General features: G+C 38.7%; 15 protein-coding genes. 6 read left to right on the top strand and 9 right to left on the bottom strand.

Annotated elements, in window-relative coordinates:
- Positions 1-96: 96 nt before the first annotated feature.
- From AY601_RS09520 to AY601_RS09540, 5 genes are all read left to right on the top strand, one after another.
- On the top strand, positions 97-684 hold the full coding sequence (locus AY601_RS09520) for an RNA polymerase sigma-70 factor (protein WP_198163659.1): 588 nt from the start codon (positions 97-99) through the stop codon (positions 682-684).
- Positions 685-703: 19 nt separating this feature from the next.
- On the top strand, positions 704-1,693 hold the full coding sequence (locus AY601_RS09525) for a FecR domain-containing protein (RefSeq protein WP_068399792.1): 990 nt from the start codon (positions 704-706) through the stop codon (positions 1,691-1,693).
- Entirely contained in the window at positions 1,677-4,211 is a 2,535-nt protein-coding gene (locus tag AY601_RS09530; RefSeq protein ID WP_068399795.1) for a TonB-dependent receptor, read from the top strand. Before AY601_RS09525 ends, AY601_RS09530 begins: the two co-directional genes overlap by 17 nt.
- A 2-nt stretch (positions 4,212-4,213) precedes the next feature.
- Positions 4,214-5,167 (top strand): DUF4249 family protein, encoded by a 954-nt coding sequence (locus AY601_RS09535; RefSeq protein WP_068399798.1) that lies wholly within the window; start codon positions 4,214-4,216, stop codon positions 5,165-5,167.
- 219 nt (positions 5,168-5,386) lie between these two features.
- The gene (locus AY601_RS09540; protein ID WP_068399800.1) at positions 5,387-5,743 is read left to right on the top strand and encodes an RNA polymerase sigma factor; all 357 of its coding nucleotides are present in this window, start codon (positions 5,387-5,389) and stop codon (positions 5,741-5,743) included.
- Positions 5,744-5,826: 83 nt separating this feature from the next.
- Here the strand turns inward: AY601_RS09540 and AY601_RS09545 are convergent, their stop codons facing one another.
- The 7 genes from AY601_RS09545 to AY601_RS09575 all read right to left on the bottom strand — a co-directional run bounded on the left by AY601_RS09545 (position 5,827) and on the right by AY601_RS09575 (position 11,379).
- Positions 5,827-6,603, bottom strand: coding sequence for a glycoside hydrolase family 16 protein (locus AY601_RS09545; protein ID WP_068399803.1), 777 nt, complete (start codon positions 6,601-6,603; stop codon positions 5,827-5,829).
- Between the two features lie 228 nt (positions 6,604-6,831).
- Positions 6,832-7,746 carry a hypothetical protein gene (locus tag AY601_RS09550; RefSeq protein ID WP_068399806.1) on the bottom strand — a complete coding sequence of 305 codons (915 nt, stop codon included), beginning with the start codon at positions 7,744-7,746 and terminating at the stop codon, positions 6,832-6,834.
- A 57-nt stretch (positions 7,747-7,803) separates the two neighbouring features.
- Complete coding sequence (locus AY601_RS09555) at positions 7,804-8,730, bottom strand: TIGR01777 family oxidoreductase (protein ID WP_068399808.1); 927 nt, start codon at positions 8,728-8,730, stop codon at positions 7,804-7,806.
- A 44-nt stretch (positions 8,731-8,774) separates the two neighbouring features.
- On the bottom strand, positions 8,775-9,263 hold the full coding sequence (locus AY601_RS09560; protein WP_157287812.1) for a hypothetical protein: 489 nt from the start codon (positions 9,261-9,263) through the stop codon (positions 8,775-8,777).
- An 82-nt stretch (positions 9,264-9,345) separates the two neighbouring features.
- Positions 9,346-9,852 (bottom strand): GbsR/MarR family transcriptional regulator, encoded by a 507-nt coding sequence (locus AY601_RS09565; protein WP_068399814.1) that lies wholly within the window; start codon positions 9,850-9,852, stop codon positions 9,346-9,348.
- A gap of 95 nt (positions 9,853-9,947) precedes the next feature.
- On the bottom strand, positions 9,948-10,889 hold the full coding sequence (locus tag AY601_RS25305; protein WP_157287814.1) for a bifunctional helix-turn-helix transcriptional regulator/GNAT family N-acetyltransferase: 942 nt from the start codon (positions 10,887-10,889) through the stop codon (positions 9,948-9,950).
- Positions 10,876-11,379 (bottom strand): GNAT family N-acetyltransferase, encoded by a 504-nt coding sequence (locus AY601_RS09575; protein WP_068399817.1) that lies wholly within the window; start codon positions 11,377-11,379, stop codon positions 10,876-10,878. Before AY601_RS09575 ends, AY601_RS25305 begins: the two co-directional genes overlap by 14 nt.
- A 350-nt stretch (positions 11,380-11,729) precedes the next feature.
- Here AY601_RS09575 and AY601_RS09580 point away from each other — a divergent pair, with 350 nt between their 5' ends.
- Positions 11,730-14,039: a glycoside hydrolase family 3 protein gene (locus tag AY601_RS09580; RefSeq protein WP_068399819.1), complete on the top strand. Its 2,310-nt coding sequence runs from the start codon at positions 11,730-11,732 to the stop codon at positions 14,037-14,039.
- A 94-nt stretch (positions 14,040-14,133) separates the two neighbouring features.
- Here AY601_RS09580 and AY601_RS09585 read toward each other — a convergent pair whose 3' ends face one another.
- Both AY601_RS09585 and AY601_RS09590 read right to left on the bottom strand, forming a co-directional pair.
- On the bottom strand, positions 14,134-16,467 hold the full coding sequence (locus AY601_RS09585; protein ID WP_084359185.1) for a hypothetical protein: 2,334 nt from the start codon (positions 16,465-16,467) through the stop codon (positions 14,134-14,136).
- Positions 16,397-17,437 carry a hypothetical protein gene (locus AY601_RS09590; protein ID WP_068399825.1) on the bottom strand — a complete coding sequence of 347 codons (1,041 nt, stop codon included), beginning with the start codon at positions 17,435-17,437 and terminating at the stop codon, positions 16,397-16,399. The genes AY601_RS09585 and AY601_RS09590 overlap by 71 nt, the downstream gene beginning before the upstream one ends.
- Positions 17,438-17,452: the final 15 nt, after the last annotated feature.

Genomic DNA, 17,452 nt, shown 5'->3' on the forward strand with positions numbered 1-17,452 from the left:
CTTTCCTCATAGACGGTAAGAATCATAAATACCCCCATGTTATATTTTAAATTAATTTATCTTTGCACATTGCAAGCCCAGACCGGGTATTCATATATGCACATACAAGAACCTTTATATTCAGATTTTCAGAAGTTATTCCGTTTGCATTACAAGACATTGTGCATGCATGCTTATAAATACCTGGCCGACGCTGACGAAAGTCAGGATGCCGTGCAAGAAGTATTTGTAAAGTTCTGGGAGATAAAGCAGGAAATGGTGAATGATAAAAATGCCTTATACTATCTGATTACTGCAGTACGCAATAATTGTATTTCAAGGCTGAGGAAGAAAGTTCATACAATTTCTATGGAGGATGAAACTGTTTTTAATAAAATAACTGACACCCCATTAGAAGAAGAAGAAACAAAAGAAACCGCAGATATACAGACACTTGTTGATGAAGCACTAGCGCTGCTCCCACCAAAATGCGGTGCTATTTTCAGGATGAGCAGGCTTGACAAGCTTACCTATCAGCAGATTGCTACAGAATTAGGGATTTCCATTAAAACAGTTGAAAACCAAATGGGAAAAGCGATCAGTATTATGCGCGAGTTTGCCAGGACACACTATATTCCCCTTTCTGTTTTGCTTTCATTAATTTATTTTCTGGAACATAGGGGTATTTTAAATTTTTACGTTTAATCTTTGTTTAACCGCTACCATGCAAAATCAAGATATTAATTCTCTTCTGGCCAAACACTTCAACGGTGAGCTTTCTGCTGAGCAAAACATGGCTGTGGAAGAATGGATTAAATCCAACCCGACAGCGTACAGCAGTTTGAAATCATTAATAGAAAAAGCTGATCAGACAGTTTACAACCCGGATTTCGACTTAGAAGATGCCTGGCAGCAGGTAGATGCCCAAATCAGAGCAAAACAACCCCAAACAGTTAAATTGATTAAAAGAACAGGACAGCGTACCTGGTGGATGTCTATTGCCGCATCACTGTTCCTGGTTACCAGCTTTGCGCTTATCTACTATAGTTCTTATTATAATCCTCTGATCACCGTCAGCTCAGGCAATTTTGCCAGGCAGGTTACCCTGGCAGATGGGTCGCTGGTTACTTTAAATGCAAACAGTACTTTAAAATATTTCAAACTACTCTCAGGAGATAAAAGAGAAGTAAGACTAGAAGGAGAAGCTTTCTTTGAAGTTACCAAAAATCCGGCAAGACCATTTGTTATTGAAGCAGGAAAAGGTCAAATCAAAGTACTGGGTACTTCATTTAACGTCAATACCAGCCAGGCACAGGTAGAAGTTACCGTTAGGACCGGGAAAGTACAACTGAGCAGCACCAATAAACGCGGCCTTGCCGTTACACTGTTACCAGGTAACCGGGGAACATTACATAACGATCAGCTTCAAAAAGACACTGTACTGTCCGGAAATGAATATGCATGGAAAACAGGCATTTTGGTTTTTAGAAAAGAGCGGTTGTCCAGCCTGGTCAAAGTACTTGAAAACACCTATCACAGAAAAATTATATTAGATAATAATGCGGCATCCTGCGCGGTGACAGCAACTTTTAAAAACCAGACTTTAGAAAGCGTATTAGAAGAATTAAAACTCATTCTTAAGTTTAATTACGAGGTTAAAAAAGATTATATATTAATCCATAATTTAGCCTGTGAGAATGACAACAGGGAATAAAATCTATATTTTCCTCTTATTAATTCTGGCCCCTGTTCTTTTAAATGCACAGAACCGGATCGGGCTATTAAACACGCCTATAAAAATCACTCACCGAAAAGGATTAATTTCTTCCTTTATGACTCAGGTTGAGCAAACCGGTATCTTATTAACTTATAACCCAGATAATATCAGGTTAAACCGAAAGATAACCTTATCCAACCGGATCAGGACTGTCGGAGAATTACTGGAAGAAATTTTACGTGCAGAATCTATTCAAATTAAAGAATACGAAGGAAAAATATTGCTGATTAGTAATCCCAGGCTCATTACCGTAAGCGGATTTATCAAAGAACAAGGGAGTGCTGAGGTCATTATTGGTGCCAATATTACAGCGCGTGAAAATAATATTGCTGTAACCAACGGTTTTGGGTTCTATAGTATTAGTCTTGAAAAAGGCAGTTATGAATTGACAGTTACCCATACTGGCTATTCGCCAATCCGTATCAAGGTTGATTTAGAAAATGAAAATATCCGGAACGATATCTTTCTGAAATCCGGAGTAGACCTCCCTGAACTTGTCGTTACCAAAAGCAACGAATCCCGGAATAATTTAAATTTAAGCGGAGACCATGTCGATCTGGAAGCCGCAAATAAACTCCCCTCCTTTCTGGGTGAAAAAGACGTGATCAGGGCCGTGCAGTTATATCCCGGTGTTTCTGGTAACACAGGGGGCTCGGTAAGCATGTTTGTCAGAGGCGGAAATGCTGACCAGAACCTGGTTACCCTCGATGATATCTCTATTTATAATATCAATCACTTTAACGGGATGTTTTCTATATTTAATCCCGATGTACTTAAAAGTGTAGATTTTTACCGCAGTGATTTTCCTTCAAAATATGGCGGCCGTCTTTCTTCGGTATTGAATGTCCGTTCTAAAGATGGTAATATGGAAGAATATCATGGCCATACCACCATTGGTCTATTATATGCATCTACGGGACTTGAAGGCCCTATCGTTAAAAACAAGGCTTCTTTTTCTTTAAATACCAGAAGAAGCTGGCTGGACTTACTGGGTGCCAAAGCATTAGAAGATGCAGGCCTGTACTACTATTTTCTAGATTTTAACTTGAAACTCAATTATATAGCAAATCCAAATAATAGGTTCTATGTCAGCACTTATTTAGGGAATGATTCTTACCGGCAGAAATTAGAATATCCCGAAGAAATCAAAGAGACACTCAGGTCAACCTTAAAGTGGGGAAACAGACTGGTCGCATTTAGATGGAACAGCATTTTAAGTCCCCGTCTGTTTAAGAATACCACAGCTACGTTTAGCCAGTACAGAAATAGTCTGGACTTAAACCTATTGTCTACCTTGGTTGGCTTACCAAGCCGCGTTTACAGCACAGTAAAAGATTATGGATTAAAAAGTGATTTCAATTATTATTTAAGACCCGATCTTAAACTAAATTTTGGAGGTGGCGTGAGTATGAATTCATTTATCTTTCCGGTTGGTTTAAGTACCGAAGAAAGCATTACCATCAATACCTTAAATCTGGATGCTTATATTGAAGATGAAGTTAAGATCGGGTCGCGTTCAGAATTAACGGCAGGTTTACACTATACCGGGTTTAAATCCGGCAATACAGTTTATAACACTTTGCAGCCAAGGATCAGATTCTCTTATCGTTTAAGTGACAACCAGGTAATTACTGCTTCTTATTCAAAAATGTCGCAATTTATACATCAGTTTACGACAAATGGTCTTTCAGTTCCAACGGAATTCAGGATCCCCAGCAGTAAAAATATTAAACCGGAGTCTTCAGAAATCTTAAACCTTTCTTACCGGCTGCAAGCTGGAAAAACAAGTAGCTTTACTTTCGAAGCTTATTACAAAAAAATGGATAACTTGCTAGCACTGGGCTCAGGGCAAGACATCGCCAATGGCTATTTTGCCAGAAAAATTGAAGACCGGCTGGCATCTGGAAAAGGAATCAGCAAGGGCATAGAATTTAGTTATGTACAACAATTAAACTGGCTGAGATTTCAAATGGCCTATACCCTGTCTAAAACAACCGGCCAGTTTAAAGCATTGAACCTTGGAAAAAGCTTTCCTTTAGATCAGGATTTAAGACATAACTTTAACTTTGCAGTTAATGCTTCTTTAGGAAAAAGACTGGAAATATCTGCCCTTTGGACCTACATCACAGGCCGGCACGTTACTGTACCTCAAACCATCCATAAAAGCATCGATGAAGTGCTGGGCAATACGACCTCACCAGATACGTATGTAATTTCAGGACTAAACAATTACACACTGGGCAACAATTATAAACTTGACATTGGTTTAAACCTTACCCGGAAATTTAGCAACGGACATCAGAGAATCTGGACATTGGGAATGTACAATGCAATTGCAAATTCACCATCTGCTTATTTATATGTATCGACAAATAATCAGTCCAATAAAGTTAGTATACTGGAGCAAGAAAAGATAAAACTAATTCCCTATTTTACCTTCACCTATAAATTTTAGCTATGTCTGTTTGCAGGAAAATAAATCTTCTCGCCTTGTTCTTTTTAATAGTTTTGAATGGCTGTGAAAAAGAAACTACAGTAGACATCTCAGGCAAAACTCCCCAACTGGTTGTATTAGGGGAATTTAACCAGCAAAATGATGCATTAATCAATCTAAGTACTTCTATTTTTTCTTCAGCAGCAGGTGGATTTCCCAATGTTGAAGATGCTCAGGTCAGTCTTCTTGATCAGAATAATAACCTGATCGAAAAGTATCTTTACCAGGGAAAAGGAAATTACACTGGAAAAAAGGCTTTTGCTGGTCAAAATTATAAATTGTCTATTGCCTATCAGGGAAAAACATACCAGGCAGCAACGACGATTCCACCTGCTTTTCAACTGAACCTGATTGAACGGGATTCAAACTATATGGAGGTCGGAATTACTGACTTTAATACAGAACCTAATTTCTACACCTTTGAACTGAGCGCAAGGAATTATACTATAGACAGATACTACCTGACCAGCGGACAAAAGGTAAAGGTTAATTCAGAAGCTGAATTTACTGCATTATTGAAAACCAATCCTGCTCTGGTACTTCAACGGGACACTACCTTTGATACTAAATTTAATAGATTAACTATTACGACCGACGATCCCAGAACTGAGAATGTAAGATTCAATGTATTAAAAGATCATTCAGGAAGGATTTTTTTAACAGATAAAACATTTAACGGAACGCAGACAAAATTAGAAATTGACTTTGAGGAGAGCACATTGAAGCCTGAAAATACGCAGTATACATTAATTGTAAAGTCAACCGCTGCTGTCTATTTTGATTATTTATACAGTATTGATCTGCAAGCTGCCAAAGGTCTCGTTGGTGTGCTGGATGTCCCTATTAAAGGAAACATATCAGATGCTTTTGGAATTTGGGGAGCTGCTTATATCCAAAAAATCAATATCAAAAACTAAAAGCTATGTTTAATCTGCTTTATAAAAACACAGCGGCTGAAAACCGTTCAGGAATTTTTGAAGCCTAAAAAAAGCCATTAGGAAAAACATTAATATTGACGTTATAAATTGTTTTAGCTATAAAAAACTGAATTACAGTCATTTATTATGCTAAAATAAGCGGTTATTTTTTTATACTTGGTAAATAAAAGCCAATTATATTGACCAAAAGGGATTACTATGGAATCAGAAAAAACCGTTTACAGTTATTTTAGTGACACGATGTTACTCAAACATTTAAAAAAAGGTGACCGGCTCGCATTCACAGAAATTTTTGAACGGTACTGGAAGAAAGTCTATAACGAGTCTTATAAAAGAATACAAAATCCAACGCTTGCTGAATCAATTACTGAAATTGTTTTCGTTGGTCTTTGGGAAGAAAAGGAAAATAAAAAAAAACAAAAATTACTTCCTTATTTATTAACTTCTTTACGTTCTCATGTGCTGCAACTCTATAGAGAGGGAAAAGCAGTACCACGTGTTGAGCGCAAGTCAAATTATTCAATGTTAACGTGCATCCATACCGGAATTAATTAGAGTTCCTGTTGTTCTGCATCTGTTTAAAAGCAGCTAAAGAAAGCTGGTGAATAATTCATTTCACCAGCTTTCTTATCAACTGATTACTGAGGCGTAAATTTAAAAGAGTGAATGATCATTTCTACTTCCTGTCCATTTATAGGAGCATGGCCACTAAACAACCATAAATTCATATGTACCGGCAGCGCTTCTGTACTAACCGGGAAACCTGCAGGAGTATTGTAGGAATAAAAAGCATTGGCTTCGTTTTGCGTATGTCCATGATAACTTTTATAAGCCACCTGTTGGTTCGTACGGGTGAATTTATAAGTACTATAAGTACCATTTAAAGCTAGTTCATAAGTTTTAGAATCTCTTGTGTCTGGATTTCCATAGGCAGGATAGACTGTATAATTAAAATTAGGCCATTGGCTATTTCCCCATCTTGCAAATTCAATATCCACTTCATGATGACCGTCATCGCCATCCTTATAATTGAACAAGCCAAATACCAGGTTTGGATCTAACTGATCCGGGCGGCCTTCTATTTGCCAGACATAAGAACCATAGCCAAATTTCTGCTGCGAATAAATCTCCGCACAATTCCATCTGCCAGTTGCCGGATCTTTTTTTAATTTTAAGTGAAGGAATCCCTGAGCATCCACCCAGACACTGTTTCCAGACCAATAATTAGGACCTGGGCCTACAGTCGTATTACCCAGGTCCTTCACATTCCAGGTAAGACCGCTAAAGAAAATGGTACTGACTGCAGCAACCGATTTTTTGTCTGTTTGCTGCCCGGTATTGTAAGCAGTGGCCTGATCTTTTTTACAAGAGATGGAGAGCATCGCAATGACTGCGATAAAATACATGTTTTTCATAAGTTTTTGGTTTTGGTAGGTTTAGTTATTTATATAATCATCTAACCTATTGACACTTAATAAAACAAACAGGGGTAATGAAATCACAAATATTTCTCAGACAGCCAGTCAAGCATTTCAGGTTTACAGAAAAACATCCACAATTTGAACCAGCTATCAAAAACCTGGGCAAATAAAGGTATAGTTTTTAAAAAGCTAAACCTCCTGACAATGAAATAGAACATAGTCTTATCTCGTTTCACTTAGCTCTTTAATATGCTCCATCACTCTTAAATGTACATTTCTGGTAATACTTTCTGCCCACATATCATAATACCAGGTTGGAAAAACATGTAATTTATACCAGCTATTCCCAATTAGTGTAGTCGTACCATTGCCATTATCTTTAAGTATAAATTGACCTTTCAGGATATCAATATGCCCCATGATTTCAGGATCCTTTGGCTGTCCGATAATATCGAAAGTAAGATTCCTGTTCACATTATAAGTCACTATTTTTTCGTCAAAAATATATCCATTACTAAAAATACATTTGCGCCCCGCCCCTTTGTAATACCCGGTTACCGTAGTTGCAGCAGGGCTTGGCATCCCGATATTAAACAACCAGTAACTATTCCTATGCTGTATCGGCTCAAATGAAACTACATTCCTCCATATTTCCTGAGGGCTTGCCTTAATAATGATTTCATCAGCAACCATATGCTCATAATGATGTTCCTGAACTGCATCAGTAATGAAAAGGACAACCATTAAGGAAAAGACACTTACATTTAGCTTTTGACTCTGCTTTTTCAAGATCATGCGGCCAATAAATGCACCAATGATAATAAAACAAAAAACCAGGGGAGAAACGATTATCAGACAAATGAATCCCTCTCTAAGAAAAACAAAACTGAGTAATATTGCTGTTAAACCACTCAAACAAGAATAGCCAACAACTGCTTTACTGCTTAACTTCAGGCTTTTCCAGAACCAGCTATTAATCATTCCCATAAGCAAAGGGAGAATAACAAACTCGGAATAAATCATTACTCCGTCCCTGTTCGTAAAGAAATATCCGGTAAGCCCAATGATGAATAAGGCTAAGAGATTTGAAAAAAGAAATCCCGCTAATAAGGAAAAATTGAATGATTTACGTAGCATATAAAAATTTTAAAACTTATATTATTTGATAAAAACCAAGTTATTAACCGGGTAAATCTAAATCCGTATGCTTAGAATATCTTTCACAGCATGTTCTGCTTTGGAAAATAAAAAAGTATAACCGTTATCCAACAGACGTTTGGGCGTAACCCATCTGCTTTTTAAAATAAGCTCAGTTTCTGTTCCAATCAATTTTGCACCAATTTCCAGTAACCATGCTGGAGCAGGGAACCCGAAGGGAATGCCGTAAGATCTGCGAAGCAATTTCATCAGGTCTGTGTTACTGAGCGCCTCTGGCGCAGCACAATTAATAATCCCACTTAATTCTTCCTTTTGTAGTAACCATTCCGTACATTTTGCGGCATCCTGCTCATGAATCCATGAAACATACTGTTGGCCATCTCCCTGATGCCCACCCAGTCCAAATTTCACCAGGTTCAGCAAACGGGGAAATGCACCATCGCTCCGGCCAAGAACAATAGCCATACGTAAAGCAACCTTCCTTGTCTTTGGCGTATCTGTCTCAAAGAAAGTACGTTCCCATAACCGGCAAACATCAATAGAAAAACCATAACCAATATCTCCGGTTTCTTCATCCTGAGGATGGTCTTCAGCGTGGCGGTAAATAGTTGCAGAAGTTACATTGATCCACAGCTTAGGAGGAGCCTTCATTTTACCAATGACCAAAGCCAGCAGTTGGGTCGGTTGCTGTCTTGACGCAATAATTTCTTGCCTATTTTTCTCCGTATACCGGCAATTCACATTTTTACCACAAAGATTTATTAAAAGATCAGCTCCTTCTAAAATATCAGCCCATTCTCCCTCATTTATTCCATCCCACACTAATGTTTTAATATTTTCATCTGCTGTCTTTTGAGTTCTGCTCAGGATGATAACTTCAGCAGCCAGTTCCCGATAATATTGTGCCAGTACACCCCCCAGGTAACCATTACCTCCGGCCAGAATAATTTTATTATACTTCATCTGCTTATTTGTTTTTTAAATGGGACCTTTGATATAGGTTCATATTAATGGATTAAAAGAATAATCAAAAGAATTACTAAACGATAGAACATCCACGTAATGGTCAATGTCCAGCCAAGTTTCAGAAGTTTAGTTCTGCGGATATGCTCCAGAAACATTAAACCAGCAACTCCCATAAAGTAAGTTGCATAAACTAATGGAGGAAAGATTATCCAGTGTACGCTCCATATACCTGGTAAAAGTAATAATGCGCCTCCAAAAGAAATCGTCATCATATGACAAAGGTAATTCCATTTTATATCGGTATTTACCTTCATCCTGCTGACCACCAATCCCTGAAAAAATAGCTGCCCACCACAAATCAAATACTCCCGGTAAATATGACCTTCAGGTAACAAGCCATTCATTAGCCCTGCATAACCTGAGAGCACATAAGCAACCCCGGCCCAGCTAAAGATCAAATAAATGATCCGGTAATTGACCAATGGAAATTCAGTGTCTGATAACATTAATAAGCTCCTTAAAGTACTCATCTTTTATATATTTAATTTTCAGTAATTTTTGAAAGTTTAGTGGGTAAAAAAAATCTTCCAATGTGAAGATTTTAATATTTACTTATTTAAACATCTTAAATATGGACCCCCAAAACCAGCTTTCTTCTGCCTTAAGCATTGTATCTAAAGTTTTATCCACATTTTTAGCTAATTTATTAATGTCTTTAACAGATTTCGTAAAGGTCATAAATTCAGGATCTTTTGCATCTCCTTCCACTTTAGACAATTCATCAAGAATTTTGATCACCGGATCAAGTTCTCTTTTTCTTCGTTCCTTAGCTACTTGCCTGGCGATATTCCAGGTATCTTTATCTGCAAAGAAATACTCTTTACGCTCCCCTGCTTTATGTTGTTTTTCTACTAAGCCCCACCCAATTAATTCTCTGAGCGTCATGTTTGCATTACCTCTTGAAATACTCAGGGTAACCATGATTTCTTCGGTCGTTAGCGCTTCAGGTGAAATTAAGAGTAAGGCATGAACCTGTGCCATAGTCCGGTTGATCCCCCATTCAGAACCCAATTTCCCCCATGCCTCTATAAACTTCTGTTTTGCTTCTGATAATTCCATGAACAAATATACATAATTTATCGAACTTTCAATAATTACTGAAAGTTTATTTTAAACTAAAGCCTACTTATTAATTACAAACACCAATCCCTTTATTAAGCATTAAAAACCATTTTATAATAAAGACCACCCTTTTCCTCCAGTTGCTTACCTTTTTTCAAAAAACCTGTTTTTTCAAACCAGGTTACCAAAGCCAGAGGGGAATGCACGTAAAAGCCCCCCGCTTGTGCAGCAGTAATTGCTTTGATCAGGGCTTTCCCTACTCCCATTCCCCGGTACTGCTCTAAGATAGCCAGTCCTTCGATTTTGTTTCCCGTTTTAGTTTTGTGATAACTGCAGGTTCCTGCTGGCAGATCATTTACAGTAGCCAAAAAATGAGAAGATTGTACATCTGCAGAAACAGTAAACAACTGATCTCCATCCATTTCCCTTAAAACTGATTTTAATATCGCACCAGAAGTTTTCAATCCCGCTGCGGTTTCTACTAACTGAACCTCCAATTCAAGAGGCTCTGCACCAAGTTCAACCTTAACCGCTTTGAGCTGCGCTACCAGAACCATTGCGCGCTCCAAAAAGCCCATCTTCCGAAGCTGTTCTTCAGATTCGTTTAAAGCCTTCAACAAGTTATTTTCATTCCCGGTAATCTCTGACAGCACTTTAACCATAACATCCCACACCGGTTTCATTTGCTCAATCAGTTCCCAAGCCTTACCGGTTAAAATAATCAGTCTTTTCCTTTCATCAGTTTTATCGCGCAAAGAGCTGATCAGCTTTTGCTGTTCCAGCTCTTTCAGCAAGCTAATTGTCGAAGGATGTGCATAGCCAATTTCAGCAGCGAGTTCCAGAATACTCAAAGGAGATTTGAACTGCAGCGTATAAATTACAGGAAACCACTTAGGTTCAAACTCTATTCCAAAAGCTTTATACAATAGTAAACCATCCTTACGGAATTGTTCGCTTAAGCGTTGCAAACGTGTTGAAATAGCTAGTATCCCAGATTCATCGATGAGGTTAACAACTTCTTTATTTGCCATCATTCAGGTGTAAAACAAAAAAATGGGTATCCAGTTTCATTAGCGGCATACTCGCTGGTAAGTTCGCTTTTTCAATCGGAATAAAGCCATTACGCTCATAAAAACGAATTGCTGCCTGTAATTTCTCGACAGTTCCCAAATAAATTGCATTGATTCCTTTGGTACTGGCATAATCAATCAGCGTATGCAGTAGTTTTTGTGCAATCCCTTTCTCTTTACCTCTGTAATGTTTATGAACGAACATTTTACGGATAACTCCGATCCCATCTCCTATATTAATTAAGGCAATAGAGCCGATAACCTGATCCTGATCTTTCGCAATCCAGAATTCTCCCCCGGGTACTTTGTAAAACTGATCTATCTCACTCAGGTCAGGCTGATCTGCAGCAGTAATCGGAATATTAAACTCTTGTTGTTGAATTGTAAGTATTAAATCAATGATTTGTTCAGTTTCTGCAACTGTTGATGTGGTAATTTCAAATTGTGTTTCCATCTCTATACTATATAAGTGTAAAAGTACGTAGTCACCTACATAAATACAAACTATTATCAAATAATTGCATTTGACCAGATTTCCAGTCAGGATTTACTTCAAAATATAATTGCCGGATTAAACATGAATTTGGAAAAACAGAAAATAAAGTTTACCATTGCTTCCTACTGAAGCAACAAGGTGCAAACCATAAAGATTAACCACTATACCCCTGAAGACAAAGCAGATAAACTATCAAATCACCAGACAACTAGCTAAATATGCTCCAGACCACATAAACCAAATAGTTACCAGACCTACACCAACCAGATAATTACCAGACCAACCTAATAGTTACCAACCAAAACTGTATGAAAAAAGAAATACTAACACTCCTTGCCTTTTCCTGCCTCCACGCTGTAACTGCACAAGAAGAGAAAAACTTTAAATTGATTACTAATCCAAATGGAATTGTATTGGGCTATAACCCGATGTCCGGCGTCAAAATATTAACAGTTGACGGGCTTAAATTCAAAGATCTGAACAAAAACGGGAAGCTGGATAAATACGAAGACTGGAGATTGTCAGCCGATCTTCGGGCCAGAGATCTGGCACAGCAAATGACTATTGCACAAATTTCCGGATTGATGCTTTACAGCGGCCATCAGATGCTTCCCGGCTCCGATTCCGGTTTCGGTTCAGCCACCTACAATGGAAAGGCCTTTAGTAAAAGTAAAGCCAAAGCAGAAGACCTCAGCGATAATCAAAAGAAATTTCTGAAAGAAGACAACCTGCGGCATATCCTCCTTACCAAAGTACAAAGCCCTGAAGTTGCTGCCGCCTGGAATAACAATATGCAAGCTTTTGTAGAAGGCATAGGTTTGGGTGTGCCTGGAAATACCAGTACAGATCCCCGTCATACCGCAACCATCAACAGTGAATTTAATGCAGGCGCTGGAGGTACTATTTCCATGTGGCCAGACGGACTGGGAATGGCCGCAACATTTGACCCCGTTATCGTCAAAGAATTTGGACATATTGCTGCTCAGGAATATCGGGCTTTAGGTATCTCTACGGCACTTTCCCCACAAATAGATTTAGGGACAGAGCCACGCTGGTACCGTATTGCCATGACCTTTGGCGAAAGCCCGTTAATGTCTGCGGATATGGCCCGCGCTTATATTGACGGTTTCCAGACCTCCTTCGGAAAAGATGAAATCAAAGATGGCTGGGGTTATAAAAGTGTCAATGCCATGGTTAAACACTGGCCAAGCGGAGGCGCTGAAGAAGGCGGCCGCGACGGACACTGGGCTTATGGTAAATTTACCGTTTATCCTGGCAAGAACCTGGAACAGCATCTTATTCCATTCATTAACGGCGCTTTTAAGTTGGATGGTAAAACTAAAAAAGCAGCAGCAGTCATGCCCTATTATACGATTACTTACGGACAAGATCCTTCCGGTCAGAATGTAGCCAATGGTTACAGCAAATACATGATTACGGATCTGCTGAGAAAGAAATACGAGTATGATGGTGTAGTCTGTACAGACTGGCTGATTACTGGTAATGAAGGTGCTACACCTGATATTTTTGCAGGCAAACCATGGGGCGCAGAAGCTTTAACAATTAACGAAAGACATTATAAAGTGATTATGGCTGGTGTAGATCAGTTTGGCGGTAACAATGAAATCAAACCAATCATGGCGGCTTATCAAATGGGTGTCAAAGAATACGGGGCAAAATTTATGCGCGCCCGTTTTGAAACCTCTGCAATCCGGTTGTTGAAAAACATTTTCAGCGTAGGACTTTTTGAGAACCCTTATCTGGATCCTCAGGAAAGTAAAAAGATCGTAGGGAATACTGAATTTATGAAAGCAGGCTATCAGGCGCAATTAAAGTCGGTAGTTTTGCTTAAAAACAAGTCTTCCATCCTGCCAATCGCGAAAAATAAAACTGTGTTTGTGCCAAAAATCTACTATCCGGCCTCCAAAGACTGGTGGGGAAACTTATCTGCTCCAAAATTTGATTATCCAGTAGATATCAATCTGATCAAAAGATATTATAGTGTGACAGAAGACCCTGCTCAGGCCGATTTTTCAATTGTCTTTGTATCCAGTCCTTACAGCGCAGAAGGCGGCTATGATTTGAAAGACAGAAAAGCAGGAGGCAATGGTTATGTCCCCATCACTTTACAATACGGTGCTTATACCGCCTCTACAGCAAGAACACAAAGTATGGCCGCAGGAGATCCGGTAATAGATCCTACAGTCAGCAATCGCTCTTACGCTAACAAGACCGTTACAGCTTACAATACGATGGATTTGAGAACGATCCTGGATACAAAAGCAGCGATGAAAGAAAAACCAGTTATTGTAGTGGTCAATGCCTCAAAACCTATGGTATTTAATGAGTTTGAACAGCAAGTGGAAGGAATTGTATTACATTTTGGCATTTCCGGACAGGCTGTGCTCGATATTATCTCAGGAGCGACAGAACCATCCGGTTTATTACCCGTTCAGATGCCCGCTAACATGCTAACAGTAGAACAGCAATATGAAGACGTGCCTTTTGATATGACCTGCCACAAAGACGCGCAGGGACATGTTTATGATTTCGGTTTCGGATTGAACTGGAAAGGACAAATCAAAGATCAGCGCAATGCTAAATATCATTCCAAATAAACCTGATATAATTCCGCGGAAGTTTAATAACATTCCATAAAAAGGAGCAGTTAAAAAAACTGCTCCTTCCTCAAAGTTATGAATACCAATACTATTAATGCTTCTTGCTAACGTAAGCCTTAAAGTAACCACACTCATTTAATACTTCCTGATAATATCTGGTCTGGCTATATTGTGCTTTCAATTCCGCAAAGTATTTGCCTGTTGGTATTTTACTAAAATCAAAGCTCCAGCTATACTTCCTGTCATTATCCGGACTATTGTATTGCACATTGTAAATCTCGTTCCGCTCACATTTAGCCGCCATATAAGTGTACTTTGCTTTTAGCTCCTTAGTTTTAGCATTGGCACGGGCCAGCAGATAATACTTCTCTGCTACCTTACTATCAGTCACTATCTTTCTATAAGGCACCGCAATACTATAAGGAGAATCTCCATAGCTTTCTGTTACCGTAGCCGAATAGTAAAACACACGTGCATTACCATAATGCGTAATGTTATAATAAGCATTCCCCAGCAATGCTGCATTTCTGGATACCTCTTTACCCGCAGCCAGGTCTCCTTTAATTGTCTTTAAAGCCTCTATAAAACCCAATACTGTAAAATGTTTTTTATTCTTATCGGCCTCATGGTCACAATCATGACAATCCTGAATCTTGCTATTAAAAGGATTAGCCAAAAGTTCAGTACTATTGACGGTATCAGCCTGTTTCATCAGCACAATAGCTTCATCCAATTTCTCCTGATAAACTAATAATATAGCTTGTAAATAGCTCAGCTGTCTAACATTAATCGAATAATAGTTCAGCATGGCCAGCTCAAAAGGAGTCTTGTTCTGCTTGTTTAAAAGTGCTTTTGCTGCTTCTATCCTTGCATTGCTACTGTAAAAAGCCATTTCCGGAGCAAAAAAGTATGCTTTCAAAACATCACCTTGTTTTTTATACTGTGCTGATAACATCGTCATGCTTTGTGCGATCGCACTATTATAACGAAGGTTAGCAATTGACTTCTTATTCTTGCTCAGACTATTCAACCAGTTTAAAGGTTCTACCATTTCCGCTTCTGCTTTCGCATCAATATGTTTCAGCGTTTTCAAATAAAGCAACCAGTTCAGCACTTTATATTGCGCCATAACCAAGGTATCATTTGCCGGTAACTGCTTTCTCCCCTTTGTATAAAATGTTTTGGCCAGCGCATAATTACCCGAAAGTGAATTCAGATAACCTGCAGCCAGGTTCCAGTAGTAAGGTTTTGACGTTTTCTCTTCATTCGCAATATTACCAACCAAAATCCGCTCCGCCGTTGTTGCCACTCGTGTTGCCGGATCAATTGTGCTTGTATCTTTCCACGCCTGCCCTTGTGACTCCCTGATATTGACCAGTCTGCTCAGTAAAAGATCAAGCTTCTCAGATTTAGGGTCAATCGCATAAATTTCCTTAATCGCACGGGCTTCATCCCTGCTGCTGCCCAGCATCTGCCATAAAGTAATTTTCTCATCCCCATTTTTGGCCAGGCTTAAAGTCTGTTTCCAGTCTGACTCATTCTGAGGATGAAAACTCCATCTGCTTGGGATTTTCATTTCAAAAGAGTAATTATAACATAAGCTATACAAGTAATTTGCCTGCGCAAAGTCTCCCTTTTGATAATAATAACCAGCCAGGTATCCCAATGCACGGTAATACATCATATTCTTTGGAAAAGCAGCTTCTTGTTTAGCAAAATATGCTGGCAAAGGTACATTAGCCTTTGACGCATCAGCTGCATGCTGTCTTTGCTTGAAATAGTAATAACGCACCATCTGAAACCATAAACGCTGTTTAATAAATGGATCTTTTGCCTCATCCACAGCTTTCAATAAAATATTCTCCAAAGCTTCGGGCACCTCTTTTACAGGAGCTTTCTCGTAAGACCAGTAATCACCTGATCCCACCGCGTAGACCTCACATTCTTTAGCCAAAAGCAAATAGTCAAGAAAAGCATTAACTTTCTTTTTATTTGCTTTTGTACTTTTCAGGTCAGGTATTCCTGCTGGCAATACATCCAGTTTTCCCTTATAATAACTTGCAGCAGAGTCAATGCCTCCTGAACTAGCTTTAATCAGCAATGTTTTCAGCGTGGTGGTATCTACTTTATTTTCAAACCACGAATTCCATTCACTCACAACCAATTGATTATAACGGGTATTGCTATCATCCAGGTTATACCCATTGTAATAAGTAATTTCACTGGTAAAGAAAAACGGAGAATAAGTACTGTTTACAAAGGCTTCAGGTGCAAAGCTGGAACTTTGTAAATCATCATAATAGCCTCCATCACCACAGGCGACAACAACACCTGCCACCGCAATGGAGCAGACACTAAAAATGAGCAGAAACTTCTTTGATATCTTTTGCTTCAAGCGCTGAAGCAGCGACCGTTGATAATTCATAGTATATTATATTTCTATTTTCAAGATGTGCAAGGTGTTTGGAGAGTTGTTTTGCTGCAACGTTCAAGAGCTTCGGATTTACATCCTCCAGTTTAAACAAATCATTTTCTTTAATATAAAGACCTGACAGATAAAAGCTTTTGTTTGCTTTATAAACATTTGATTGAGCTGTTTGCTGAAAGTTATCCTGGTCTGATAATTCTTTCTGACCTATCTTTCCATAAAGCTGAATGACTTTTCCTTCTCTGATTTGTATGGCCCAGGAGAATAAAGGCAGCGCAATATCTAAAGGCAACTGATAAGTTGGCAGATAGCTGATATATTTCGAGGCATCTGTAGCATTGTAAATAGAATTACGCTGTTTCAGCTGGCCTGATAGCTTACCCATATTATAAAACATCAATAAGCCCTTATCAACAGGCGGCACACCCGTACGGTCAGCATATTTAATCTGGTGCAGGCGGATTGTTGCTTCGAGTTGTTTTTTATTAACCGCTTTAAAAGCTTTAAGGAAAGAAAAATAACGGTTTTTAGTCCCTGTAGTCCAATCGCAATCGATTTGCACACACCGGTAAGACACTTTATTCTGTGTCATGATCTCATTGATTAACTTATTCACCTTTTCAGCTAATGGTTCTATTTGACCAGGAGTTAGTTTTTCAAAGGTCTTGTTGGTGATATAAATAACTGGTACGATATGAAATTGATGCACATCCTGGTTGATGCTGATTATAGCATTAGGCCGGACATCATTTTTTTGTTCATCCCAGATCACATCGAATAAACGAAGATACAATTGATTGGCGGCCCCATCCTTTAAAAGCGCAGCCTGAGATTTATCTAATAAAAAGGTAGTTTTCCAGTAATAAAAAGCAGCATGAGCCGTGGATTTTTCTTCTTTACAGCCCGTCACGAAACAGGTAATCAGACCAATGAGAATTAACCCGAATAAAAGTACTTTTTGACGCATAGCAGCAAATTAATA

This window comes from Pedobacter cryoconitis (assembly GCF_001590605.1).
GTDB classification, from domain to species: Bacteria; Bacteroidota; Bacteroidia; order Sphingobacteriales; family Sphingobacteriaceae; genus Pedobacter; species Pedobacter cryoconitis_A.

Coding starts and splice junctions, on each gene's coding strand:
- AY601_RS09530 (WP_068399795.1), top strand. CDS start 1,677: ATGACAACAGGGAATAAAATCTATATTTTCCTCTTATTAATTCTGGCC.
- AY601_RS09575 (WP_068399817.1), bottom strand. CDS start 11,379: ATGGAAACACAATTTGAAATTACCACATCAACAGTTGCAGAAACTGAA.
- AY601_RS09525 (WP_068399792.1), top strand. CDS start 704: ATGCAAAATCAAGATATTAATTCTCTTCTGGCCAAACACTTCAACGGT.
- AY601_RS09590 (WP_068399825.1), bottom strand. CDS start 17,437: ATGCGTCAAAAAGTACTTTTATTCGGGTTAATTCTCATTGGTCTGATT.
- AY601_RS09540 (WP_068399800.1), top strand. CDS start 5,387: ATGGAATCAGAAAAAACCGTTTACAGTTATTTTAGTGACACGATGTTA.
- AY601_RS09560 (WP_157287812.1), bottom strand. CDS start 9,263: ATGAGTACTTTAAGGAGCTTATTAATGTTATCAGACACTGAATTTCCA.
- AY601_RS09565 (WP_068399814.1), bottom strand. CDS start 9,852: ATGGAATTATCAGAAGCAAAACAGAAGTTTATAGAGGCATGGGGGAAA.
- AY601_RS09545 (WP_068399803.1), bottom strand. CDS start 6,603: ATGAAAAACATGTATTTTATCGCAGTCATTGCGATGCTCTCCATCTCT.
- AY601_RS09555 (WP_068399808.1), bottom strand. CDS start 8,730: ATGAAGTATAATAAAATTATTCTGGCCGGAGGTAATGGTTACCTGGGG.
- AY601_RS25305 (WP_157287814.1), bottom strand. CDS start 10,889: ATGATGGCAAATAAAGAAGTTGTTAACCTCATCGATGAATCTGGGATA.
- AY601_RS09520 (WP_198163659.1), top strand. CDS start 97: ATGCACATACAAGAACCTTTATATTCAGATTTTCAGAAGTTATTCCGT.
- AY601_RS09550 (WP_068399806.1), bottom strand. CDS start 7,746: ATGCTACGTAAATCATTCAATTTTTCCTTATTAGCGGGATTTCTTTTT.
- AY601_RS09535 (WP_068399798.1), top strand. CDS start 4,214: ATGTCTGTTTGCAGGAAAATAAATCTTCTCGCCTTGTTCTTTTTAATA.
- AY601_RS09580 (WP_068399819.1), top strand. CDS start 11,730: ATGAAAAAAGAAATACTAACACTCCTTGCCTTTTCCTGCCTCCACGCT.
- AY601_RS09585 (WP_084359185.1), bottom strand. CDS start 16,467: ATGAATTATCAACGGTCGCTGCTTCAGCGCTTGAAGCAAAAGATATCA.